This is a genomic window from Arthrobacter sp. AG1021 (genome assembly GCF_003633665.1).
Classification (GTDB): Bacteria; Actinomycetota; Actinomycetes; order Actinomycetales; family Micrococcaceae; genus Glutamicibacter; species Glutamicibacter soli.
The window spans coordinates 1-21,922 of record NZ_RBLB01000011.1; the positions used below are offsets into that span (position 1 = coordinate 1).

20 protein-coding genes and 1 riboswitch are annotated in these 21,922 nt (G+C 66.8%); of the genes, 11 read left to right on the forward strand and 9 right to left on the reverse strand.

The window, feature by feature from the left end; all coding sequences use genetic code 11:
* Positions 1-157 precede the first annotated feature (157 nt).
* Together DFO58_RS15270 and serS are read right to left on the reverse strand one after the other, a co-directional pair.
* Complete coding sequence (locus DFO58_RS15270) at positions 158-988, reverse strand: HAD family hydrolase (RefSeq protein ID WP_120991599.1); 831 nt, start codon at positions 986-988, stop codon at positions 158-160.
* 126 nt (positions 989-1,114) lie between these two features.
* Positions 1,115-2,392 carry a serine--tRNA ligase gene (gene serS, locus DFO58_RS15275; protein ID WP_053797132.1) on the reverse strand — a complete coding sequence of 426 codons (1,278 nt, stop codon included), beginning with the start codon at positions 2,390-2,392 and terminating at the stop codon, positions 1,115-1,117.
* A 38-nt stretch (positions 2,393-2,430) separates the two neighbouring features.
* Between serS and DFO58_RS15280 the strand changes: the two genes are divergently transcribed.
* A complete protein-coding gene (locus tag DFO58_RS15280) occupies positions 2,431-3,477 on the forward strand; it encodes a diacylglycerol kinase family protein (RefSeq protein ID WP_047120624.1) in 1,047 nt (348 codons plus the stop codon).
* Here DFO58_RS15280 and pheA read toward each other — a convergent pair.
* Positions 3,474-4,397: a prephenate dehydratase gene (gene pheA, locus DFO58_RS15285; protein ID WP_120991600.1), complete on the reverse strand. Its 924-nt coding sequence runs from the start codon at positions 4,395-4,397 to the stop codon at positions 3,474-3,476. The two genes, DFO58_RS15280 and pheA, sit on opposite strands and share 4 nt — an antisense overlap.
* Positions 4,394-4,720, reverse strand: a complete 327-nt coding sequence (locus tag DFO58_RS15290; RefSeq protein ID WP_047120622.1) for a rhodanese-like domain-containing protein — start codon at positions 4,718-4,720, stop codon at positions 4,394-4,396. Before DFO58_RS15290 ends, pheA begins: the two co-directional genes overlap by 4 nt.
* Before the next feature lie 66 nt (positions 4,721-4,786).
* On the opposite strand from DFO58_RS15290, the gene DFO58_RS15295 reads away from it, so the two are divergent.
* Positions 4,787-6,139: an amidase gene (locus DFO58_RS15295; RefSeq protein ID WP_120991601.1), complete on the forward strand. Its 1,353-nt coding sequence runs from the start codon at positions 4,787-4,789 to the stop codon at positions 6,137-6,139.
* Positions 6,140-6,191: 52 nt separating this feature from the next.
* Positions 6,192-7,649: a peptide MFS transporter gene (locus tag DFO58_RS15300; protein WP_113607250.1), complete on the forward strand. Its 1,458-nt coding sequence runs from the start codon at positions 6,192-6,194 to the stop codon at positions 7,647-7,649.
* 52 nt (positions 7,650-7,701) lie between these two features.
* On the opposite strand, the gene DFO58_RS15305 is transcribed toward DFO58_RS15300, so the two are convergent.
* The 3 genes from DFO58_RS15305 to DFO58_RS15315 all read right to left on the reverse strand — a co-directional run bounded on the left by DFO58_RS15305 (position 7,702) and on the right by DFO58_RS15315 (position 9,064).
* The gene (locus DFO58_RS15305; RefSeq protein ID WP_286158838.1) at positions 7,702-7,896 is read right to left on the reverse strand and encodes a helix-turn-helix domain-containing protein; all 195 of its coding nucleotides are present in this window, start codon (positions 7,894-7,896) and stop codon (positions 7,702-7,704) included.
* Positions 7,897-7,914: 18 nt separating this feature from the next.
* Entirely contained in the window at positions 7,915-8,670 is a 756-nt protein-coding gene (locus DFO58_RS15310; RefSeq protein WP_047120618.1) for a hypothetical protein, read from the reverse strand.
* 64 nt (positions 8,671-8,734) lie between these two features.
* Complete coding sequence (locus tag DFO58_RS15315; protein WP_052772564.1) at positions 8,735-9,064, reverse strand: DUF4190 domain-containing protein; 330 nt, start codon at positions 9,062-9,064, stop codon at positions 8,735-8,737.
* A gap of 55 nt (positions 9,065-9,119) precedes the next feature.
* Here DFO58_RS15315 and pgm point away from each other — a divergent pair, with 55 nt between their 5' ends.
* Positions 9,120-10,721: a phosphoglucomutase (alpha-D-glucose-1,6-bisphosphate-dependent) gene (gene pgm, locus DFO58_RS15320; RefSeq protein ID WP_120991602.1), complete on the forward strand. Its 1,602-nt coding sequence runs from the start codon at positions 9,120-9,122 to the stop codon at positions 10,719-10,721.
* On the opposite strand, the gene DFO58_RS15325 is transcribed toward pgm, so the two are convergent.
* Positions 10,718-12,166, reverse strand: a complete 1,449-nt coding sequence (locus DFO58_RS15325; protein WP_047120616.1) for an amino acid permease — start codon at positions 12,164-12,166, stop codon at positions 10,718-10,720. The genes pgm and DFO58_RS15325 overlap by 4 nt on opposite strands.
* A 79-nt stretch (positions 12,167-12,245) precedes the next feature.
* Complete coding sequence (locus tag DFO58_RS15330; RefSeq protein ID WP_082124041.1) at positions 12,246-13,679, reverse strand: aldehyde dehydrogenase family protein; 1,434 nt, start codon at positions 13,677-13,679, stop codon at positions 12,246-12,248.
* A 97-nt stretch (positions 13,680-13,776) separates the two neighbouring features.
* Between DFO58_RS15330 and DFO58_RS15335 the strand changes: the two genes are divergently transcribed.
* The 7 genes from DFO58_RS15335 to DFO58_RS15365 all read left to right on the forward strand — a co-directional run bounded on the left by DFO58_RS15335 (position 13,777) and on the right by DFO58_RS15365 (position 21,911).
* Positions 13,777-15,372 carry a hypothetical protein gene (locus DFO58_RS15335; protein ID WP_147407301.1) on the forward strand — a complete coding sequence of 532 codons (1,596 nt, stop codon included), beginning with the start codon at positions 13,777-13,779 and terminating at the stop codon, positions 15,370-15,372.
* Positions 15,369-15,734 (forward strand): GntR family transcriptional regulator, encoded by a 366-nt coding sequence (locus tag DFO58_RS15340; RefSeq protein WP_047120614.1) that lies wholly within the window; start codon positions 15,369-15,371, stop codon positions 15,732-15,734. The genes DFO58_RS15335 and DFO58_RS15340 overlap by 4 nt, the downstream gene beginning before the upstream one ends.
* 386 nt (positions 15,735-16,120) lie before the next feature.
* A riboswitch (TPP riboswitch) is annotated at positions 16,121-16,215 on the forward strand.
* Positions 16,205-16,999, forward strand: coding sequence for a hydroxyethylthiazole kinase (gene thiM / locus DFO58_RS15345; protein ID WP_120991603.1), 795 nt, complete (start codon positions 16,205-16,207; stop codon positions 16,997-16,999). (Overlaps the previous riboswitch by 11 nt.)
* On the forward strand, positions 16,992-17,633 hold the full coding sequence (thiE, locus tag DFO58_RS15350; RefSeq protein ID WP_120991604.1) for a thiamine phosphate synthase: 642 nt from the start codon (positions 16,992-16,994) through the stop codon (positions 17,631-17,633). The genes thiM and thiE overlap by 8 nt, the downstream gene beginning before the upstream one ends.
* Positions 17,630-19,054 (forward strand): bifunctional hydroxymethylpyrimidine kinase/phosphomethylpyrimidine kinase, encoded by a 1,425-nt coding sequence (thiD, locus tag DFO58_RS15355; RefSeq protein ID WP_120991605.1) that lies wholly within the window; start codon positions 17,630-17,632, stop codon positions 19,052-19,054. Before thiE ends, thiD begins: the two co-directional genes overlap by 4 nt.
* A gap of 33 nt (positions 19,055-19,087) precedes the next feature.
* Positions 19,088-20,359: a solute carrier family 23 protein gene (locus DFO58_RS15360; protein ID WP_120991606.1), complete on the forward strand. Its 1,272-nt coding sequence runs from the start codon at positions 19,088-19,090 to the stop codon at positions 20,357-20,359.
* A gap of 145 nt (positions 20,360-20,504) precedes the next feature.
* The gene (locus DFO58_RS15365; protein WP_047120609.1) at positions 20,505-21,911 is read left to right on the forward strand and encodes a sugar porter family MFS transporter; all 1,407 of its coding nucleotides are present in this window, start codon (positions 20,505-20,507) and stop codon (positions 21,909-21,911) included.
* Positions 21,912-21,922 lie beyond the last annotated feature (11 nt).

Consider the following 21,922-nt stretch of genomic DNA (forward strand, 5'->3'; position numbering starts at 1 on the left):
CCCGGCACCGGAGCCTACTACCGGTCGGTCGCTCCCCCGGTGACCGGGTACCGGCACCGGCAGTTCCCGGACCTGCTCACCCAGTCCAAATGGGTACGCGGGAAACCCTGGACCCGGGAGGAACTCGAAGACCCCCTCGAAGACCCCGACCCGTAGGCTATCGCTGCAGAAGCTCTTCGAGGACCACTGCCAAACCGTCGTCATCTACGCCGTCGGTAATCGCGTCCGCGACATCCTTGACCTCGTCCGGGGCCTGGCCCATGGCAACGCCGAGCCCTGCCCACTGGAGCATCTCGATGTCGTTGCGCCCGTCGCCCACGGCCAGAGTGTCGGCCGTGTCGAATTTCAGGATCGCGCGCAGGCGTTCCAGGCCGCTGGCCTTGGTGGTTCCCTCGGCCGCGATATCCAGCCACGCGGTCCAGCCCACCGAGTAGGTGACGCCGGAGAGGCCAAGCCCCTGCACCGCCTGGCCGAAGTCCTCGGCGGTGGCGTCCGTGGAAAACACCACCACGCGCACTGCCTTGCTGTTGACCAGCTCCTCGAAGTCCACGACCTGGGATTCGGCGCCGAAGCTGGCGTCCGTGAAAACATCGCTGGACAGGAATTCTCCGCGTTCGTTCTCCAGCGCGTATTTGGCGTTGGGCAGCGAACGCCATAAGGCGGCCAACGCCAGCGACGGATCAAAAACTTCTCGATGGAAGACGTCGACGTCCTCGCCGGTGATTTTCGCCAGGACGCCGCCGTTGCTGGCGACGACATATCCGTGGTCGATGCCCAGTTCGCGGACGATCGGAAGGGCCGCGCCCAGCGAGCGTCCGGTGGAAATGACGACCTCGTGGCCGCGCCCGACGACGTCGCGGGCGGAACGGCGTACCCGCTCACTCATCTGTCCCCGGTGGTTGACGATGGTTCCGTCCACATCGAGGCAAATCATCAATTTTCGTGTATTCAACCGGTCATCGTTGCCGGTTCTAGTTAAAACTGTCATGTCCCCAGTGAACCATCACCTGCGAAATATTGCGATGATCCGTGGCACAGGCACAGGTGAACTTCGGGTGAAGCGCAGTATTCCTTAAACAAGCAAACCGGCCCGAAGGCCGGTTTGCTTGTGGTTTTACTTGAGGACTTCGAGTCCGCCGAGGTACGGCTGCAACGCCTTGGGCACATTCACGGTGCCGTCCTCGTTCTGGTGGGTTTCCAGGATGGCGACGATCCAGCGGGTGGTGGCCAGCGTGCCGTTCAAGGTGGCGACCGCACGGGTCTTGCCCGGCTTGCCGTCGACGATCTCGCGTTCGCGGATGTTCAGGCGGCGCGCCTGGAAGGTGGTGCAGTTGGAGGTCGAGGTCAGCTCGCGGAAGGTCTCCTGCGTCGGCACCCAGGCCTCGCAGTCGAACTTGCGGGCCGCGCTCATGCCCAGGTCGCCGGCGGCGGTGTCGATCACGCGGTAGGCCAGCTCCATGCGGCCGAGCATGTCCTCTTCCATGGCCAGCAGCTTCTCGTGCTCAGCCTCGGCGTTCTCCACGCTGGTGTAGATGAACATCTCCAGCTTGTTGAACTGGTGCACGCGGATGATGCCGCGGGTGTCCTTGCCAGCCGAACCTGCCTCGCGACGGTAGCAGGAGGACCAGCCGGCGTATCGCAGCGGGCCCTCGGACAGGTCCATGATCTCGTTCGCGTGGTACCCCGCCAGAGCCACTTCGGAGGTGCCGACCAGGTACAGGTCGTCGCGCTCGAGCTTGTAGATCTCGTCGTCGTGCTCAACGTCGAAGCCGGTGCCCTGCATGGTTTCCGGGCGGACCAGGGTCGGTGTGATCATCGGAGTAAAGCCGTGGTCCATGGCCACGTCAAGGGCCATGTTCATCATGGCGATTTCAAGGCGTGCGCCGATGCCCTTGAGGAAGTAGAAGCGGGAGCCGGAGACTTTGGCGCCGCGCTCCATGTCGATGGCGTCGAGCTTCTCGGCGATCTGCAAGTGGTCCAGCGGCTCGAAGCCCTCTGCCTTGAAATCGCGCGGGGTGCCCACGTGCTTGATGACGGTGAAGTCGTCCTCGCCGCCGGCGGGGATGCCGTCGATGATCAGGTTCGGGATGGAACGCTGCAGCGCCACGGAAGCGGCCGCCGCGGCGTCGGCCTCGGCCTGCGCTGACTTCACGGAGGCGGCCAGTTCCTTGACCTCGGCCAGCAGCGCGGCGCGCTCCTCGCCCTTGGCTTGGCCGACCTTCTTGGAGAACGCATTCTGCTCTGCGCGCAGGCGTTCGAAGGTGGCGATGGTCTCGCGACGGGCTGCATCAGCTTCAATGAGCTGATCGATCAGCGACTCGTCGGCACCGCGGGCACGTTGCGAAGCGCGGTACAAATCCGGATTTTCGGTGAGCATTTTCAGGTCGATCACACATTAAGCGTAGCAACCATGAGTACGATGAGAGCACTATGCAGACAAATAGGGCGATCATTCTCTCTGCCGCGGCCGCAGCAGCTGCCGCCGCGGCAACCAGCTGGTACTCGGTGCGCAAACTTTCGCAGTCAAGCAAGCCGCTGAGCAGGCCTGCCGAGGAGGTGGCCCAGACAGAGCCGTCCAAGGTTGCGTTGATCGTCAATCCCTCCAAGTCAGGAGGGGATGACGCGGAAGAGGCGGTGGCCCGGGTCTGTGCCGAAGCGGGCATGGAGGCGCCGCTGGTTTTCCATACGACCCCGGAGAACGCCGGGCAGGATGCGGCCCGCAAGGCGCTGGACGCCGGATGCGACACGATTGTCGCCGCGGGCGGCGACGGCACCATCCGCGCCGCGGCCGAGGTGCTCGAAGGCACCGAATCGACGCTGGGCATCATCCCGCTGGGCACCGGAAACCTGCTGGCGCGCAACGTGGAGGTCCCGCTGGAGGACCTGCACACCGCCGCGCTGGTGGCAGTGCGCGGCACGGTGCGGCGCATCGACGTGGGGCACATGAAGCTGAACCTGCTGGACGGCACCACCGCGGACCATGCGTTCCTCGTGATCGCCGGCGTGGGCACCGACGCCGACCTCTTCGACGACACCGACGAGGAGATGAAGTCCAAGGTCGGCTGGCTGGCATACTCGCAGGCTGGCCTGCGCCAGCTGCCGGGCCGCCGCAAGCGCGTGCACTTCAAGCTCTCGGGCGATTCCAACTGGCAGACCCGCAAGGTCCGCTCGGTGCTGTTCGCCAACGTGGGCAAGCTGCAGGGGCTGGACTTCGTGCCTGACGCGAAGCTGGATGACGGCGTGCTGGATGCCGTGGTGCTCTCCCCGCGCTCGGCCGCGGGCTGGACCTGGATCCTGCTGAAGACCGCGTTCCGCGCGAAAAACAAGATCCCGGTGATGAGCTTCTACCAGACCAGCGGGATCTCCCTGCGCTGCGCCGAACCCATGAACACGCAGATCGACGGGGATCCCACCGGCCAGGTCAACGAACTCGAAGTCTCGGTGAACGCCGGTTCGCTGCGCCTGCGCACCCCCTAGAGGCGTGCGCGCACGGCGTCGACCCACGCGCGCGCTTCGATGAACGCGTCGTCGGAGTTGTGGGTGTCGACGAACGGGGCGGCGCCCTGGGCGGCCGGGTAGGACCCCAGGAAGCTCAGCTCCGGGCACAGCCGGTGCAGGCCCGACAGCGCCGCGGCGACCCGCTCCTGCGCCACGTGGCCTTCCACGTCGACCGAGAAGAAGTACTTGCCCAAGCCCTCGCCGGTGGGGCGCGACTCGATGCGCGAGAGGTTGACCCCGCGCGCGGTGAACTGCTCCAGGATGCCCATCAGCGCGCCCGGGCGGTCCTCCGCCAGCGGCAGGATCAGCGTGGACTTGTCCACGCCGGTGGGCTGCGGGATGCGTCCCGGGCGGGTGACCACGATGAACCGGGTGACCGCGCCGAGGTTGTCCTCCACGCCGCGCACCAGCACGTGGAGGCCGCGCTCCTCGGCGACCAGCGGGCTGCAGATGGCGGCGTCGTGGTGCTGCTCGGGATCCTGCAGGCCCAGCGCGCCGGCCGCTGTGGAGGACGCCGGGGCAAAGACCGCCGCCGGGATGTTCGCCTCGGCCCACAGCCGGCACTGCGCCCACGCGTGCCCGTGCGTCGATACCTGCCTGATCTGGCCCAGCTCGGTGATGCCCTCGCGCACCGCGAGCACAAACGTGATCGGCACCAGGATTTCGGCCACGATCTGCAGCGAGTCGCCGGTGGCGATGGAATCCAGCGTGGCCGACACCCCGCCTTCCACCGAATTCTCGATGGGCACGACGGCGGCGTCGACGTCGCCCTCGCGCACCATGGACAGGGCGGCGTTCACGTTGGCTGCGGGGATGCGTTCCGAGTCGCGCGCGCCGTCAAGCTGCAGCAGCGCGGATTCGGTGAAAGTTCCTGAGGGGCCCAGATAGGCGTATTTCATCGGACGGTCGGCTCCTGACCGTTTTCGGATTCCATTGGCAGCTTGGCCTCGATCCAGGCGTCGGATCCGCCGGCGATGTTGAAGGCGGTGTAGCCCATGCCGGTCAGCCAAGCGGCGGCCTGCGCCGAGCGCCCGCCGGTGCGGCAGATGACGTAGGTGTCCACGTCCGGGTCCAGCTCGGAAACGCGCTCCGGCAGGGTGCCCAGCGCGACGTGGGTGGCGCCCGCGGCGTGGCCGGCTTCCCACTCGAAGTCCTCGCGCACGTCCAGGATGAAGGCGTCCTTGGGTACGTTGGTGACCGTGACGGTCTCGAAGTCGCTCATGGCTGGAATTCCTCTCAGATTGGGTGTTTGCTTAAAAGACTAGTCATTCCTCCGTCGAAAGCCGACATGTTGCCCCTTAGCGCCGTGAAATTGCGCGACCAGCTGGCCGCCGGAGAAATCTCCAGCCGCGAGGCCACCGCCCACCACCTGCAGCGGATCGACGAGCAGCGCTCCCTGGGCGCTTTCGTCCACGTTTCCGAGGCCGCGCTGGATGCCGCGGCCCGGGCCGACGAGGCCTTCGTGAAAAACCGCGGGCAGCTGGGCCGGATGCACGGGATGCCCACCGCGTTCAAGGACCTGGGGGACGTAGCGGGCATGCCGACCACGCATGGCTCGGCCGCCGTGGAACACCCGATCGCGACCCGGGATTCGGCGCTGGCCGCCCGGCTGCGCGCCGAGGGCGTCATCGTGCTGGGCAAGACCCAGGTGCCCGAGTTCGGATTGAGCAGCTATTCGGAGAACCTGATCGCCGCGCCCTCGCGCAACCCCCTCGCCCCGCAGCGCTCCTCCGGCGGTTCCTCCGGGGGGCAGGCCGCCGCGGTGGCCGCCGGGATGATTCCGGTGGGCCCGGGCTCGGACGGCGGCGGCTCGGTGCGCATCCCGGCGGCCGCCTGCGGCCTGGTGGGCCTCAAGCCCTCGCTGGGTCGGATCCCCAGCGACGTGCTGGAAGGCTACAGCGACGGCTTCGGCGCCCCCAAGCTCACGGTCTCCGGGCCGCTGGCCCACGACGCGCTGGATGCGGCCCTGCTGATGGATGCGATGCGCGGAACCGACCACTACCTGCCGCTGCTGCGCGGGCGCTACCCGGAAGAGCTGGCGAACCTGCGCATCGGCTACAGCACCCACTCGCCGTTCCAGAGCGCCTACGAGATCACCGTCTCCCCCGACGCCCAGCAGGCGTTCAGCGCCGGGCTGAAGCTGCTGGCGCAGCGCCACCAGGTCGAGCTGGCCAAACTGGCCTATGCGGAGGACTACCCCGAGGCCTTCGGCGCGGTGTGGACCAACGGGCTGAAGGACATCCCGCTGCAGGACGAATCGAGGCTTGGGGCCCTCGCGCGGGAATTCCGGCGCCGTTCGCAGCAGCGCAGCCTGAAGGCCGCAACCCAGGCGGCCACCCGGATCCGGCAGATCGCGGCGGACTTCATCCGGCAGTGGTCGGCCTACGACGTGATCGCCACCCCGGCGCTGTCAGGCGTCCCGCCGATGGTGGGGCACTATACCCAAGGATCGGCGGAGCGCGATTATATGTTGCAGTGCCAGTACTCCCCGTACAGCTCCATGGTCAACGTCTCTTCCGCGGCCGCGATTACCGTCCCCGTGGGTACCAGCAAAGAAGGCCTCCCACTGGGAATCCAGCTGATTTCACCGCGTTCGGACGAGGGGATGCTCCTGGCTTTAGCGTTGCAGATCTCAGTGTGAGCTTTCCGACAGAAGTAGGTACTCGCCTCCGGAAAAGCGAAAAATATTACGTATGTCTACTGCAACACCGAGCACTCAACGCCCGGCCAAGACCTTCTTTGGCCACCCGGGCGCGCTCGCAAACCTGTTCAGCGTCGAGATGTGGGAGCGATTCTCCTTCTACGGCATGCAGGCTTTGCTGGCCTACTACATGTACTTCACGGTCGCCGACGGCGGCCTGGGACTGGACCAGGGACTGGCGCTGTCGCTGGTCGGCGCCTACGGCGGCGCAGTCTACCTGAGCACCATCCTCGGCGCCTGGATCGCCGATCGACTGTGGGGCTCGGAACGCGTGCTGTTCGTCTCCGCCCTGATGATTATGGCAGGCCACCTTGCCCTGGCATTCCTGCCGGGCGTCACCGGTCTGGCCATCGGCCTGGTGCTGGTGGCCATCGGCTCCGGCGGCCTGAAGGCGAACGCCACCGCGCTGGTCGGCTCGCTCTACGCCAAGGACGACCCGAAGTCCGACGCCGGCTTCTCCATCTTCTACATGGGCGTGAACATCGGCGGCCTGGTCGGCCCGCTGCTGACCGGCCTGCTGCACCAGAACTTCGGCTTCCACGTGGGCTTCGGCGCCGCGGCCGTGGGCATGGGCGTCGGCCTGCTGATCTACACGTTCGGCCGCAAGAACCTGCCGGACTCGGTGCGCGAGGTCCCGAACCCGCTGCCGAAGAACGAGCGCACCCGCTACGTGGTCATCTTCCTGGCAGTCATCGTGGCGATCATCGCCGCCTTCGCGACCAAGATCGTCACCCCTGACAACCTGGCCTCGACCATCGCCTACGTGGTGATCGCCGCCAGCATCGTGTACTTCGTGCTGATCCTGCGCAGCCCGCGCGTCACCGACCGCGAGCGCAAGAACGTGTACGCGTTCATTCCGTTCTACATCGCTTCGGCGGCCTTCTGGGCGCTGTTCCAGCAGCAGTTCACCTTCGTCGCCGCCTACTCGGCCGAGCGCCTTGACCGCCACCTGTTCGGCTGGGAGATGCCAGCCAGCTGGGTCCAGTCGATCAACCCGGTCTTCATCGTGCTGCTGGCCGGCGTCTTCGCCGCCATGTGGACCAAGCTGGGCACGCGCCAGCCGCGCACCGGCACCAAGTTCGGCCTGTCGCTAGTGGTGGTGGGCGCAGCCTTCCTGTGCTTCATCCCGCTGAACTCGTTGGAAATGACCCCGCTGCCGGCCATGATCGGCATCCTGCTGCTGTGCACCATCGCCGAGCTGCTGCTCTCCCCGACCGGACAGGCAGTGACCACCAAGCTGGCTCCCGCCGCCTTCGGCACCCAGATGATTGCGCTGTTCTTCCTGTCGATCTCGCTGGGCACCACCCTGTCGGGCGTGCTGGCAGGCTTCTACACCCCGGGCAACGAGGTTGCCTACTTCATCGCCATGGGCGGCACCGCCGTCGTGCTGGGCATCGCCATGCTGGCGGCCACCCCGGCCCTGAAGAAGCTCATGGGTTCGGTGCACTAAAGCCCGGACACCCAAGCGGCGCGGATTCCTCCGGGATCCGCGCCGCAGCCGTTTAACGAAGGACCAGCAGCTCGCCGATCTCGCAGTCCAAGGCCTGGCAGATGGCCACCAGGGTGCTGAAGCGGATGGCCTTGGCCCGGTCGTTCTTCAGCACAGACAGGTTCACCACCGAGACGTCGACCAGCTCGCTGAGCTGGACCAGGGTCATAGCGCGCTCGGCCAGCAATTCGGTTAGCCTGCAGTGCACCGTGCGCAGCTCCACGGATCAGACCAGCCCATCGGTCTCGGCCCGCAGCCGCTCGTTCTGCCGCGCCATCGCCATGCCGGCATTAACCAGCTCAACCACCACCAGGATGGCCAAGGCCATGAGGAACGGCGCGAAGTCGTAGTCGATGGAGAAGGCCGGGACCGGCCACGGGGAGAAACCCGGAAATTCCTGGTCTCCCGTGCTGGTGTAGCCGTCCACCCGCAGCGTTTCCTCGCCCGCCCGGTAGGCGCCGATGCCGGTGAGCGTCTGGCCGACCAGCGTCCCCAGGGCCAGCGCCGAGGCGGCGATCCGTCCGGCGCGGCGCAGCGAATCGCTGAACGGCTTGCCGGCCAGCAGCTTGCCGCACAGGGCGATGAGGGCCGCCAGCACCGCGATAACGGCCAGACCGGAAACCAGGGAGCCCGCGGCGAGCAAGCCGCGGGTTGCGGCGCCAAGGTTCGTGGCGGTCACCGTCACCGTGGTGATTTCGCTGCGCACGGCGTCGCCGTGGTCCGGGGTCACGTCGCTGACCGCGGGAAATTCAGGCCAGTACGGTTCGACCGGCACCTGGAGCGTCGATTCGCCATTCGCGATCGCCGCCACAGCGCCGACAAGCAGGGAGCCGCCGATCAGCACCACGCCAATCCAGGCGACGATCCGGGTGAAGGCGACGACTGCGCTGCTATCGGACGATTTGCGGCGCAGCACGTAGACAATCCCGAGGACTGTCACGGGCAGGACCAAGACCAGCAGCAGTGGCAATATCGCGAGCATGGCGATCCTATCGATAGTCGTTAATAACGATTATCGTTAAGTTAGCATCGCTCCGACTGCGGGTCTAGGTGTAATTCAGGTCGTTGTAGGCGTAGTCGGTGTATTCGTAGATCGCCCCGGGCATCCAGAAGACCAGCCAGATCACGAACGCGTAGAACAGGGCCGCCAGGACCAGGCCGATCCAGGAGGTGATCAGCCCGGCCAGCGACAGAGCCCGCGAGTTCGGTTCACGCCGATAGCCGAGGTGTCCGGTGATGACTCCGGCCAGCGGAACTAGAATGATTATGGCGAAGCCCAGCATCGAGAGGATGCCGAGCACCAGCGAGGCCACCGACAGCCCGGTCGATTCCGGCGGGCGCTGGTAGGGGTTTTGCGGGTATGGGTAGTAGCTCATCACTATCCATTGTCTACGACCCCGCGGACATCGCACCAACTAGGAGATACACGCAGTGGCACACGAACGAGCCGGCCAGCCGGCGCAGGAAACCGACCTGATCGACCTCAAGGCGGTCCTCGACGCCTACACGGGCATCGTGCCCTCCAGCGCGAACCCCGACCAGGCGGTCGTCTTCGGCACCTCCGGCCACCGCGGCAGCTCGCTGAACGGCACCTTCAACGAAGCGCACATCGCCGCGATCACCCAGGCCGTCGTGGACTACCGCACCGCCGCCGGCATCACCGGCCCGATGTACGTGGGCAAGGACAGCCATGCGCTCTCCGAACCGGCCTACCGCACCGCACTGGAGGTGCTGGCGGGCAACGGCGTCACGGTGCTGGCCGAGGACGGGCTGACCCCCACCCCGGCGCTGAGCCATGCCATCCTGGTGCACAACGCGCGCGGCGGCGCGCAGGCGGACGGGCTGATCATCACCCCCTCGCACAATCCCCCGGCCGACGGCGGCATCAAGTACAACCCGCCGCACGGCGGCCCGGCCGAATCCGAGATCACCGGCCCCATCGCCGCCCGCGCCAACGAGCTGCTGGCCGGCGGCGGGCAGATCAAGCGCGGCACCCCGGACGCGCAGCGATTCGACTTCCGCGAGCTGTACATCGCGGACCTGGCGCAGGTCATCGACTTCAAGGCCATCGCGGACTCCGGCATCTCGATCGGCGCCGATCCGCTGGGCGGCGCCTCGGCGCACTACTGGGGCGAGATCGGACGGCGCTACGGGCTGAACCTGAGCGTCGTGAACGACACCGTGGATCCGCGCTTCGGCTTCATGACGCTGGACAAGGACGGCAAGATCCGCATGGACTGCTCCTCCGCCCACGCCATGGCCTCGCTGGTGGCCAACCGCGAGAAGTACGACATCTCCACCGGCAACGACGCTGACGCGGACCGCCACGGCATCGTCACCCCGGACGCCGGGCTGATGAACCCGAACCACTTCCTGGCAGTGGCCATCGACTACCTGCTCACCCACCGCCCGCAATGGCCCGCCGACGCAAAGGTCGGCAAGACGCTGGTCTCCTCGGTGCTGATCGACCGCGTGGTCGCCGCCCACGGGCGCGAGCTGCTGGAGGTCCCGGTGGGCTTCAAGTACTTCGTGGAGCCGCTGGCCTCCGGCCAGGTGGGCTTCTGCGGCGAGGAGTCGGCAGGCGCCAGCTTCCTTGACTTCGCAGGCCGTGCCTTCAGCACCGACAAGGACGGGCTGATGCTGGCTCTGCTGGCCAGCGAGATCCGCGCGGTGACAGGCAAGAGCCCCAGCCAGATCCACGCCGAGCTGGTCGCCCGCCACGGCGGCAGCTTCTACGACCGCTTCGACGCCCCGGCCGGCCGCGAGCAGAAGGCGGTGCTGGGCAAGCTGAACCCGGGTATGGTCAGCGCCACCGAGCTGGCCGGCGACCCGATCACCGCCAAGGCCACCGAGGCCTCCGGCTTCGCGATCGGCGGGCTGAAGGTCTCCAGCGAGCACGCCTGGTTCGCGGCGCGCCCGTCGGGCACCGAGGATATCTACAAGATCTACGCGGAATCGACAAAATCACCCGAGCATCTGCAGCAGGTGCTGGCAGAGGCCCGGGTGATCGTGGATGCGGCGCTGAACGCCTAGTGCAGCTTTGCGGTCCAGGGGTCGATCTTCACGGCTGGCTGCTTGCGGGTAGCCAGCCAGTGGCCCAGCCACAGCAGCAGGAAGATCGGCAGGCCGATGTAGGAGGAGACCACCTGCAGCAGGTTGCCCTCGATGACCGCCTGGTAGTTCTGGCCGGCGATGACCACGATGAGGATCACGAACGCCAGGATCGGGCCCAGCGGGAACAGCGGCGCCTTGTAGGGCAGCTTGGCCAGGTCCTGGCCGCTGGCGATGTACTGCTTGCGGAACTGGTAGTGGCAGACCGCGATGCCCACCCAGGCGATGAACCCCGACAGGCCTGAGACGTTCAGCAGCCAGGTGTAGGCTGCGCCCTGCCCGATGATGGCCGTCAGGAAGCCGAACAGGCCCACCGAAGCGGTCAGCAGCATGGCGGGCATCGGCACGCCGCGGCGGTTCAGCCGCCCGAAGATCTTCGGCGCCTTGCCGTCCAGCGCCATCGAATAAAGCATGCGCGCAGAGGCATATAGCCCTGAGTTGCCCGCGGACAGGATGGCGGAGAGGATCACTGCGTTCATCAGCGCCGCGGCGAAAGCGATGCCGGCGCGCTCGAAGACCAGGGTGAACGGCGAGGTCGCAATGTCGGATGCCTCGGAGGAGAGCAGCGAGGGATCCAGGTACGGGATCAGCATGCCGATCACGAAGATCGCGCCGATGTAGAACAGCATGATGCGCCAGAAGATCGCCTTGATGGCCTTCGGGATGTCGCGCTTGGGGTTCTCCGCCTCGCCGGCTGCCACGCCGATCAGCTCGGTGCCCTGGAAGGAGAAGCCGGCGATCATGAAGACCGAGACGATGGACAGCCAGCCGCCGACGATCGGCGCCTCGCCTTCGGTCCAGTTGCTGAAGCCGGGCGAGGTTCCGCCGATGATGCCGAAGATCATCGCCACACCACAGATCAGGAACACGATCACGGTGACGACCTTGATCATCGCCAGCCAGTACTCGCCCTCGCCAAAGGCCTTGGCGGACAGGGCGTTCAGGCCGGTGAGCAGCGCCAGGAAGAGCGCCGCCCAGATCCAGCTCGGGGAATTGGGGAACCAGTAGGACATGATGATGCCCGCGGCGACCAGCTCGGCGGCGACGGTGATCGCCCAGTTGAACCAGTAGTTCCAACCAATGGCAAAGCCGAAATGCCGGTTCACGAAGACAGTGGCATAGGTCTGGAAGGAGCCGGCGACCGGGAGCCGCGCGCTCATTTCGCCCAGCGACTGCATCAGCAGCAGCACCATGAGGCCGATCAGGCCGTAGGCAATGAGCGCTCCCCCGGGGCCCGCGTCGGCAATGGCTCCGCCGGAGGCGACGAACAGTCCGGTTCCGATCGATCCGCCAATTGCAATCATCTGCAGGTGGCGGGCCTTGAGACCACGCTTCAGACCGTCTTGGGACGGTGCGGGCTCACTCATGCGTTACAGCTCCTGGTGCATAGAAAAATCCAACCTTTCAATCCAAGCACCCCGGCGAGCTCAAAAGCTATGAACCGCGCTACAGTAAGCGATCAATAATCTTTCGCTTAGCCCAAGAATATGGAGGATATATCGCGCTCAGAGTATCGACCACCGTAGTTTTGCTCAGTTCCGAGCGCATTTGCGAAAGACGGTCGAAGCCGTGCTTGCCGTGGTAGGAGCCCATTCCGCTGGCCCCGACGCCGCCGAACGGCAGGGACGGAACGATCATCTGGGCCAGCGGCGCGTTGTGCACAATCGCGCCGGCACGCACCCGGTCGGAGAAGATCGACTGCAGCCGCGGGCTTTCGCTCATCAGGTAGGCGGCCAGCGGGGTGGGCCGCGCAGCGATGAATTCCAGGGCCTCCTCGAAGGTGGCCACTTCGATCACCGGCAGGATCGGGCCGAAGATCTCCTCCTGCATCAGCGTGCCTTCGAGGTCGACATTGCGCATGATGGTCGGCGCGATGCGCAGGGTCTGCTCGTCGTACTGCCCGCCGTGCACCACCTCGCCCTGCTCGAACATGTCCAGCAGGCGCTGGAAATGGCGGTGGCTGGCGATGCGCCCGAAGTCCGGGTGCGTCAACGGGTCCTTGCCGTAGAAGCTGTGGATGGTCTGGCCCAGGCGCTCGATCAGCGGCGCCGAGTCGCCGATGGTCAGCACGTAGTCCGGGGCCACGCAGGTCTGGCCCGCGTTCATGAACTTCGCGTAGGCCAGGCGCTTGGCGGTGGCCGGCAGCTGGTTGTCGACCACTGCCGGGGACTTGCCGCCCAGCTCCAGGGTCGTGGGGGTCAGGTGCTTGGCGGCTGCGGCGGCGACCACCTTGGCGACCTTCTCGCCTCCGGTGAAGAAGATGTGGTCCCAGCGCGCGGCCAGCAGCTCAGTGGCAGTGTCCACGCCGCCCTCGATGACGGCGAACACGCGGTTGTCCAGGTACAGCGGCAGGAACTTGGCCAGCGCCCCGGAGGTCGCCGGGGCGATCTCCGAAGGCTTCAGCACCGCGGCATTGCCGGCGGCGATGGCGGCGACCAGCGGGGCGAGCATGAGCTGCAGCGGGTAATTCCACGGGCCGATGATCAGCACCAGGCCCAGCGGGCGGGGCTCGACCTTGGCCATGGCCGGCTGCAGCGCCAGCGGCACCTTGACGTTGGTGTGGTCCATCCATTCGGCCAAGTGGCGCAGAGCGAAGTCGATCTCCGCGCGGACCACGTCCACCTCGGAGAACTTCGCTTCGGTGGCGCCCTTGCCTAGGTCCTCGTTCAGCGCGGCGAGGAAGTCGTCCAGGTGCTCTTCGAGCATCTTCTCCAGCGCGCGCAGCTGCTGGACGCGGAAACGGCGCGGGTGGGTGATGCGGGTATCGGCGGAGTGGCGCAGGTTCGCCAGCGTGGCGGCGATTTTCGACGGATGCTCATCCACGGGCGGCGCGAAGTCGCCGACGGGATCGGGCAGCGGAGTGGAAGTAAACAGACCCATGAGTCGAGACTACGTCAACGGGCTGGACTTGACCTGATTGCGACCACCTTTATTTTGTATCAGCTAGTTGGTACATTCTTTTCGAAAGGCGGGACCAATGAATAATTCGTTGACTTCACAGTTCGGCAGCTTCGCGATTGCGGCCTTGGTCATCTACGTGATCCTGCGCAACCTCGCGTCCAAGGAGGGCGGAGACCGGCTGGCTCTGGCCCGCCGGCACGCCTTCTGGTGCGCGCTCATCGGATTTTTCGCCAGCACGTCGGCCGACTGGTTCAGCACCCTCGCGGCAGTCCCGTACTACGACGAATCGCCGCTTCGCATTCCCGAGGCCATCGGGGCGGCCGCGACCCCGGCGCTGTGGGTCGCGTTCATCTACATCGCAGGGCAGTTCACCTGGCCCCACAAGCTCCGGCCGAAGCGCACGGCCTCGCTGCAGCCTCGGACCTTGTCCGGGCTGGTGCCCAAGTCCCTGGTCGGAATCATGGCGGCAACCTTCGCCGCCGGCATGCTGGCGATTTACAGCGTCCGCGACGTCACGGGCTTCGCCCCCACGCCGGAGGTCATCGAGGACGACGGCGACGGCTACTACATGACCGCCGATGCCCAGGACGGGTTGCGTTCGGCCGCAGAGGTCCTGCCCTATCTGGCACTGAGCCTGGTCCTCCTGCTGGTCGCCGCCTTCGCCGCCACCATCCTCATCCTGCGGCGCAAGCCGCTGGACGGCATCAGCGAGCACGACAACCGGCTGCTGCGCATCACCTGGCTCAATCGCCTCTACCGCACGGTGACGGTGCTCCTGGCCGGCCTCGCCGGCGAAGCCCTGCACTTCAAGGCACGGTGGATCTCCGATGACGCCGACAAATCCATGGGTGGCGAAGGCATCGAGTACTGGGAACGGATGAACGACCTCGCGGGCCGGTGGGACCAGACCGCCAACTACATCGCCCTGGCGATCACCGTCGTCATGTTCTTCTGGCGCCCGCCGGTGAACTTCGAATCCCTGCGGCCGGCCGTCTCCAGCGCCTTCACCCGGCTGCGCGAGCAGCTGTTCGCGGTGCAGTATCTGAGCGCCATGGCTGCCATCCTGCTGGTCGCCGTCGGATGGCCAATGCTGCCGAGCTCCGAGACGCAGGAGATGCCGACCGCCGAACGCGCCACCGCCATCCTGGCCCTCCTCGCGGGCGCGACGCTGTTCTACCTGCTGGTCAACGCCGCCTACCTGGCGTACATGGCGATCAAGACCCGCGCGGCCGCGCGAATGCCCAAACCCGCCGCACGGCTGCCGCTGTGGACCTATGTCGTTGCCGGACTCCTGATGGCGGCCAGCCTATACTTCCTGCTCTTCCCTCCGCTGGATCCGCTGCGGGGATTTGTCGCGCCGAACCGGTGGATCATTGCCGGGCTGGCCGCGGCACTGCTCGCCGCGCATGCAGGATTCGTCCTGCTCGTCCGCTCCGTGGCGATCCCTTGGCAGGTGGGCGCAGAGGTGGAAATCTGGTATCGGCAGGTGCTTGAAATCCGCTCGCTGCGCGTAGTCGCCGGCGCGTTCGTGGCCATGCCAATGATGGGATACCAGTTGTTCGCCGAATTCTCCCTGTTCGGCCTGCTGGTCTTCTGTGCGCCGGCGGTGCTGGCGCTGCCGCGCCCGCAAGGTTCGATGCGGCCGGAGACCAGTGACGCGGGCCGCCGATGAGCGCCCAGATCACCGTTGACCTGGACTCGGCGCTGCCGCCCTATGAACAGATCCGCGCCCAGGTGGCTTCGCTGATTTCGCTGGGCGAACTGGCCGCCGGGAGCAGGCTGCCCACGGTGCGCGCGCTGGCCGCCGATCTGGGTGTGGCCGCCGGCACCGTGGCCCGCGCCTACAAGGAACTGGAGGCCGAAGGACTGATCTCCTCGCGCCGCCGGGCGGGCACCGTGGTCAATGAGCTGCCAGGGCAGCCAGCGCTGGACGAGCACCTGGTCGAGGCAGTGGACAGGGTCTGGGCGCTGGCCGCGGAGCTGGGGGTGGACGCGGCGACGGTGAAGGCGCTGGTTGCGCGGAGGACGCGATAGCTCGGTAACCCTGTCACCACCGCATCATTTCCCGAGCAGCCGGGATTCGGTTGACGGTGTCCGCCCCTCTTTGTAGGCTCAGCCTAAGCTCACCGCAATGCTTGGAATGGATAACCTGTGGATCCGGTTTCGATTTTGATCGTCTGCGTTTTGGTCATACTTTGCGCGCTGCCGTTTGCCATAGGCGCCATGCGCAGTCTCGACCGACGAGCCGACGACCTCGAAGGATCTGACCCGGAAATCTCCAGGGCACTTCGAGAAGCACGGAAGAATATCGATCGCGGCAGGGGCTACGAAGATCCGAGGCTCTAGCGGCCGGCACGGGCCGGCCAACTTCCAACGGCGTTAAGGATTTGTCCTTGCGAAGATATCTGCGTACCCTCGGGATCAGTGACACGGGGTGTCGGAGAAGCCGACTGAGATGAGACCCGTTGAACCTGAACTAGGTCAAGCTAGCGGAGGGATGTCGCATGACTCTGCCTATTGTTGCCCGCAATTACCGGGAACAATCCCCCTTGGTGTTCTGCCTGACAAACACCGTGGTTACCAACTTCACCGCCAATGTACTGCTGGCTTCCGGCGCGGCCCCGGCCATGACTGACCTGCCCGGGGAAGCCGGGCCGTTCGCCGCGGCCGCCTCGGCCGTGCTGGTCAACCTGGGCACGCCCACCACCGAGCAGCTGCGCGCCATGGAAGAAGCCGTCGACTCGGCGAGCGCCGCAGGCACCCGCTGGGTGCTGGATCCGGTGGCCGTCGGAGCGCTGCCGGTCCGCACGGAATTCGCCCGGCGCATCGTCGCCCGCCGCCCCACTCTGATCCGCGGCAACGCCTCGGAAATCATGGCGCTGGCCGGCTGGGAGTCCTCCGGCCGAGGTGTGGATTCGCTGGACAGCGTGCAGGAAGCCATCGCCGCCGGGCGTGAGCTGGCAGTGAAATACGGTTCGGTGGTCGCGATCTCCGGCGAGGCGGACGCCATCATCGACGCGCAGCGCACCGTGCTGGTGCACACCAACGGCATCGGCCTGACCCGCATCACCGGCGGAGGCTGCGCCCTGGGTGCGGTGTGCGCGGGCATGCTCGCGGTGCATGAGGACCCGTTCGAAGCCGCCGTGGCGGCCCATGGTTACTACGGCCTGGCCGCCGAAAAGGCGCTGGCCGCCAGCTCCGGGCCGGGCAGTTTTGCCGTGGCCTTCCTCGATTCCCTGGCGGCCGTTGAGCCCGCCGCACTTGAGACCCTGAACTGTGAGGAAAAGACCTATGCGTGATCTCGGAGCCTACCTGGTGGCCAACACCGCCAGCTGCAGCCCGCATAGCACCCTTGAGGTGATCGAGGCAGCCGTGGCCGGCGGGATCCAGTGGATCCAGCTGCGCGCCAAGGAGGAAAGCGCCCGCGAGTTCTTCGAGCTGACGCTTGCGGCCGTAAAGCTGACCGAGGGCAAGGCGCAGCTGCTGGTCAACGACCGCATCGACGTATTCCTGGCGGCCCGCGCCGCCGGGGCCGCGGTGGCCGGCATCCACATCGGGCAGAAGGACGTGCCGGTGTCCCTGGCCCGCCAGCTGATCGGCGAGGGCATCATCGGGCTCAGCGCCTCCACGCGGGAGCAGATCGCCCAGGCCAACCTGGATGCCGAGTTCATCGACTACCTGGGTGTTGGCGCGGTGCGCGCCACCCCGACCAAGAAGGACCACCCCACCCCGCTGGGCCTGGACGGCTTCGCGGAACGCACCGGCTGGACCGCGCTGCCCTGCGTGGCCATCGGCGCGGTGACCGCCGATGACGCCGCGGCCATCCGCGCCGGCGGCGGCGCCGGGATGGCCGTGGTGCGCCCGGTCTGCCAGGCAGATGATCCGCGCAGCGCCAGCGCCCAGCTGGTTTCCGCCTGGGAGGCGGCCAGGTGAACATCCTTTCCATCGCGGGCTCCGACCCGTCCGGCGGCGCCGGCATCCAGGCCGATCTGAAGGCCATTGCCGCCAACGGCGGCTACGGCATGGCAGTGATCACGGCGCTGACCGCGCAGAACACCCGCGGGGTCAGCGGAGTGCAGGCCATCGACGGGGATTTCGTCACCGCGCAGCTTGAAACGCTCAGCGCGGATGTGCGCATCGACGCGGTGAAGATCGGCATGCTGGCAAACCAGGAGATCATCGGCGCTGTCGCCGCCTGGCTGGATACCGTCAACGCCCCGGTGGTGCTGGACCCGGTCATGGTGGCCACCAGCGGCGATGCCCTGCTGGAGGACGCCGCCGCGCTGTACCCGCTGCTGGCCCGCGCCACCGTGATCACCCCGAACACCGCCGAGCTCGGCGCGCTGCTCGGCGAAGCCGCCGCGCAGGACTGGGAGCTCGTGCTGGAGCAGGCCCGGCGTCTGGCCTCCGCCCACGACGTGCTGGTGCTGGCCAAGGGCGGGCACCTGGCCGGGGCGCAGTGCCCCGATGCGCTGGTCTCCGCCGCCGGGGTGCTGGCCGAGTTCAGCTCCCCGCGCCTGGCTACCAAAAACACCCATGGCACCGGCTGCACCCTGTCCAGCGCGCTGGCCACCCGCTTCGCCGCCACCGGCGACTGGGCGACCGCGCTGGAACAGGCCAAGGGCTACCTGTTGCGCGCCATCGGCTCCGCTGACGAGCTGCAGGTGGGCTCCGGGCACGGGCCGGTGCACCACTTCGTCGACTTCTTAGGCGCCGCGGATCCGATGGCCGCCTGGTGGGAGGACATCGCACCGCTGCGCGCGGGCATTGACGAGCTGGAGTTCATCGTGCAGCTGGCCGACGGCAGCCTGGAGCGCGAGAAGTTCGAATACTACCTGGCGCAGGACGCCCTGTACCTGCAGCGCTACGCGCAGGTGCTGGCGCAGGCCAGCGCGCTGGCCCCTGAGCTGGATTCCCAGCGCTTCTGGGCCAAGGGCGCCGGGGAAATCCTGGAGGGCGAGCTGCAGCTGCACCGCAGCCACCTGGTGGAAGGACTGGCGAACCCGTCGGCCACCACGCTGAACTACGTGAACCACCTGTCCTCCTGCAATTCCAGCTACCCGGAGCTGATCGCCGCGATCCTGCCGTGCTACTGGCTGTACCAGGACATCGGCAAGCGGCTTGCGGCGGCCAACTACGAAGGCCACCCCTACGGCGACTGGCTTCAGACCTACGCCTCGGAGGAGTTCGACGAATCCACCGCGCAGGCCATCGGGATGGTGCGCGCCGCATGGAAACTGGCGGACCCGGCGCAGCGCGAGCGGATGCGCCAGGCGTTCCTGCGTTCCAGCGAGCACGAGCTGGCCTTTTTCGCGCAGGCCCATGCCGAGAGCGTAGAATTCTCTACGGCCTAAAACGCGTTGGGGCCGCAGAGTCTGGAGGACTGCATGAGTTGGAGCATTCACGGCAACGGCAAGACCATCACCCCCGGTGAGGTTGTTGCCCCGGATGAGCGGCTGCATTGGCCGCAGACGATCTCCATCGGCACGCAGCACATCCTGGCCATGTTCGGCTCCAGCATCCTGGTTCCCACGATCACCGGGTTCCCGGTCACCACGACCCTGCTCTTCACGGGCGTGGCGACCATCCTCTTCCTGCTGATCACCAGGAACAAGGTGCCCAGCTACCTGGGCTCCTCCTTCGCGCTGATCGCCCCGGTGGTCGCGACCACCAAGGCCCACGACATGTCCGCGGCGCTGGGCGGCATCGTGATGACCGGCGCGCTGCTGTTCCTGGTGGGCCTGGTGGTACAGAAGACCGGCACCGGCTGGATCCACGCGCTGATGCCGCCGGTGGTCATGGGCACCATCGTCGCGCTGATCGGCCTGAACCTGGCCGGCGCCACGCTCAAGCCGATGCAGGACTTCCCGGCCACCACGTTCCTGACGGTGATCGCCACGGTGCTGGCCACCGTTGTGTTCAAGGGCCTGCTGGGGCGCCTGTCCATCCTGGTGGGGCTGGTCGCCGGCTACCTGATCGCGCTGGCCCAGGGCCAGGTGGACTTCGCCAAGGTCGGCGAAGCCGCGTGGTTCGGCCTGCCCGAATTCAACACCCCGAGCTTCCACCTGGACACCGCGCTGATGTTCCTGCCGGCGGTATTCGTGCTGATCGCGGAGAACATCGGCCACGTGCGCACCGTGGGCGTGATGACCGGCCGCGACCTGACCGCGTTCAACGGCCGCGCGCTGATGGCCGACGGCGCCGCCAGCATGGTGGCGGGCTTCGGCGGCGGCTCGGCCACCACCACCTACGCGGAGAACATCGGCGTGATGGCTGCCTCCCGCGTGTACTCCACCGCCGCCTACTGGGTGGCAGCGATCGCCGCGATGGCGCTGGCGTTCATGCCGAAGGTGGGCGCGCTGATCGGCACCATCCCCGAGGGCGTGATCGGCGGGCTGGGCATCGTGCTCTACGGCATGATCGGCATCGTGGGCGCGCGCCTGTGGATCGAGTCGAAGGTTGACTTCGGCAACCCGATCAACCTGATGACCGCCGGCACCGGCCTGATCATCGCGATCGCGGTGACCAGCGAAATCGCCTTCGGCCAGTTCAAGCTGGGCGGCATCGCCCTGGGCACCATTGCCACCCTGGTGGTCTTCCACCTGATGAGCGCCGCGGCGAAGCTGCGCGGCAACGACCTGTCCCAGACCGGAGCCTAGGTCCGCTCTTCTCCACCGCTGCGGCGGCCGGAATCCCCCATCGGGTTCCGGCCGCCGTTCCCGCTTAAGCCGCTGAGCTGAGCTTATAGTAAGGGTACTTTCCAAAAAGTGACGGGGGCCCGTAATTCCGCTACGATGAGCAACTATGACTGCGACCACATCTGATGGAAAGATCTCTGCACGCCTGATCTTCGTCGCCCTCGGGGCGGCGCTGGGCGGTTTCGTGTTCGGCTACGACTCGTCGATCGTCAACGGCACGGTCGACGCCGTGGAACATGAATTCTCGCTGAACGCGGTAGCCGTCGGCTTCACCGTGTCCTGCGCGCTGCTCGGCGCGGCACTGGGCGCCTGGGTGGCCGGCGTAGTCTCCGAACGCGTAGGCCGCGTGCGCACCATGCTCATCGCCTCGATCCTGCTGCTCGTCTCCGCGATCGGCTGCGGGCTCTGCTTCAGCGCCGTGGACCTGGTCATCTGGCGCATCGTCGGCGGCATCGGCGTGGGCTTCGCCTCGGTGATCGCCCCGGCCTACATCGCCGAGATCTCCCCGGCGGCGCACCGCGGCCGGCTGGGCTCCATGCAGCAGATGGCCATCGTGCTGGGCATCTTCGTGGCCTTCCTGGTCAGCGCGCTGCTGGTGTTCGTGATGGGCTCGGCGGACGCGGTGGGGCTGTTCGGCCTGGCCGCCTGGCGCTGGATGTACCTGTCGCTGGCCGTTCCCGCTGTGCTCTACGGCCTGATGGCGCTGCGCCTGCCCGAATCCCCGCGCTATCTGGTGGAGCGCGGGCGCTATGTCGAGGCCGCCTCGGTGCTCACCGGCGATATGGGCCTGGAACCCGGCAAGCCGACCGAGGACAAAATCGAGGAAATCCGCGCCACCGTGCATGTGGAGCGACGCCAGCAGTTCAAGGACCTGCTGGGCCGCTTCGGCTTCCACCCGCTGGTCTGGGTGGGCATCCTGCTCTCGGTCTTCCAGCAGTTCGTTGGCATCAACGTCATCTTCTACTACTCGACCACGCTATGGAAGTCGGTGGGCTTCGCCGAATCCGATTCCTTCACCATTTCTCTGATCACCTCGGTGATCAACGTGCTGGCAACGATCGTGGCGGTGCTGCTGATCGACGTGCTGGGCCGCAAGCTGCTACTGATGATCGGCTCCGGCATCATGACGCTCTCCTTGGGCGCGATGAGCCTGGCCTTCGCGCAGGCGGTCACCGTGGACGGCGCGGTCTCGCTGCCCGGCTCCTGGGGCATGGTCGCGCTGGTCGCGGCGAACCTGTTCGTGATCGGCTTCGGCGCCACCTGGGGCCCGGCGGTATGGGTGCTGCTGGGCGAGATCTTCCCGAACTCCATCCGCGCCATGGCCCTGGGCGTGGCGGCCTCCGCGCAGTGGATCGCCAACTTCGTCGTATCCACGACCTTCCCGGCGCTGGCTGAGGCGGGCCTGGCCCTGGCCTACGGCATCTACGCGTTCTTCGCGCTGCTGTCCCTGGTGTTCGTAGCCTTCCTGATCCGCGAGACCAAGGGGCGCACACTGGAGGACATGACGCTGTAGCGGCTGGCATC

What these genes read in the sequence shown, in the direction of transcription:
- pheA (WP_120991600.1), bottom strand. Translation starts at nt 4,397, where the DNA reads ATGAAATACGCCTATCTGGGCCCCTCAGGAACTTTCACCGAATCCGCG.
- thiE (WP_120991604.1), top strand. Translation starts at nt 16,992, where the DNA reads ATGCGTGATCTCGGAGCCTACCTGGTGGCCAACACCGCCAGCTGCAGC.
- DFO58_RS15335 (WP_147407301.1), top strand. Translation starts at nt 13,777, where the DNA reads ATGAATAATTCGTTGACTTCACAGTTCGGCAGCTTCGCGATTGCGGCC.
- DFO58_RS15290 (WP_047120622.1), bottom strand. Translation starts at nt 4,720, where the DNA reads ATGAGCGACTTCGAGACCGTCACGGTCACCAACGTACCCAAGGACGCC.
- DFO58_RS15330 (WP_082124041.1), bottom strand. Translation starts at nt 13,679, where the DNA reads ATGGGTCTGTTTACTTCCACTCCGCTGCCCGATCCCGTCGGCGACTTC.
- DFO58_RS15365 (WP_047120609.1), top strand. Translation starts at nt 20,505, where the DNA reads ATGACTGCGACCACATCTGATGGAAAGATCTCTGCACGCCTGATCTTC.
- DFO58_RS15295 (WP_120991601.1), top strand. Translation starts at nt 4,787, where the DNA reads ATGTTGCCCCTTAGCGCCGTGAAATTGCGCGACCAGCTGGCCGCCGGA.
- DFO58_RS15360 (WP_120991606.1), top strand. Translation starts at nt 19,088, where the DNA reads ATGAGTTGGAGCATTCACGGCAACGGCAAGACCATCACCCCCGGTGAG.
- DFO58_RS15280 (WP_047120624.1), top strand. Translation starts at nt 2,431, where the DNA reads ATGCAGACAAATAGGGCGATCATTCTCTCTGCCGCGGCCGCAGCAGCT.
- thiM (WP_120991603.1), top strand. Translation starts at nt 16,205, where the DNA reads ATGACTCTGCCTATTGTTGCCCGCAATTACCGGGAACAATCCCCCTTG.
- DFO58_RS15325 (WP_047120616.1), bottom strand. Translation starts at nt 12,166, where the DNA reads ATGAGTGAGCCCGCACCGTCCCAAGACGGTCTGAAGCGTGGTCTCAAG.
- DFO58_RS15340 (WP_047120614.1), top strand. Translation starts at nt 15,369, where the DNA reads ATGAGCGCCCAGATCACCGTTGACCTGGACTCGGCGCTGCCGCCCTAT.
- DFO58_RS15315 (WP_052772564.1), bottom strand. Translation starts at nt 9,064, where the DNA reads ATGAGCTACTACCCATACCCGCAAAACCCCTACCAGCGCCCGCCGGAA.
- DFO58_RS15310 (WP_047120618.1), bottom strand. Translation starts at nt 8,670, where the DNA reads ATGCTCGCGATATTGCCACTGCTGCTGGTCTTGGTCCTGCCCGTGACA.
- DFO58_RS15270 (WP_120991599.1), bottom strand. Translation starts at nt 988, where the DNA reads ATGACAGTTTTAACTAGAACCGGCAACGATGACCGGTTGAATACACGA.
- DFO58_RS15300 (WP_113607250.1), top strand. Translation starts at nt 6,192, where the DNA reads ATGTCTACTGCAACACCGAGCACTCAACGCCCGGCCAAGACCTTCTTT.